This is a genomic window from Planomonospora algeriensis (assembly GCF_977012225.1).
Map to the genome: position 1 here is coordinate 1 of NZ_CDRNDK010001027.1, position 667 is coordinate 667.

The 667-nt window shown below is 74.7% G+C and carries 1 pseudogene; it reads left to right on the top strand.

Features of this window, described 5'->3' with window-relative positions:
- Positions 1-415 precede the first annotated feature (415 nt).
- Positions 416-667, top strand: a pseudogene (locus tag ACWJ6R_RS37595) (sulfite exporter TauE/SafE family protein); the annotation flags it as partial.

Consider the following 667-nt stretch of genomic DNA (forward strand, 5'->3'; position numbering starts at 1 on the left):
CCTGCTCGGCGACGGCGCCTGGTGGCTGCCCCGCTGGCTGGACCGCGTACTGCCCGACGTCGACATCGAGGGCGAGCGGCTCCGCGCCCACCTCGACCGGGGGGCGGTGAAGGTCCCCGCAGGCGTCTGACCCCGGGCGGGTCCGGCATGGCGGAGCCGGGAGGACTCCCGGCTCTCCTGCCGTCACGCTCGATCACCGTCTCCGCCGGGGCGGGCGTGCTCCGCGAACCGGATGTGGATTCCCAGCGGCGGGTAACGGCAGACGCCGGACACGGGCGGGATGTCACCATGCGTCTTCCGGCGGGGAGAGGCGGACCCGGGACGATCCGCGCGGCGGTACCCGGCCCGTCACTTCAGTTCGGCCAGGACCTGGACGGCACACCGGGCGGCGGCCCGGTGACGGCCGTGTGGTTGGGTGGCGGATGTGATCGTCGGGGAGATGCTGGGGCTGGCCGGGGTGGGGGTGCTGGCCGGTGTGGTCAGCACGGTGGTGAGCCTGGCGTCCGTGATCTCCTATCCGGCGCTGCTGGCGTTCGGCCTGTCCCCGCTGAGTGCGAACGTCACCAACACCGTGGCCCTCGTCTTCACCGGCCTGGGGGCGGCGGCCGGGTCGCGGCCCGAGCTCGCGGGCCAGGGCGGACGGGTGCTGCGCCTGGGGTGGGTCACC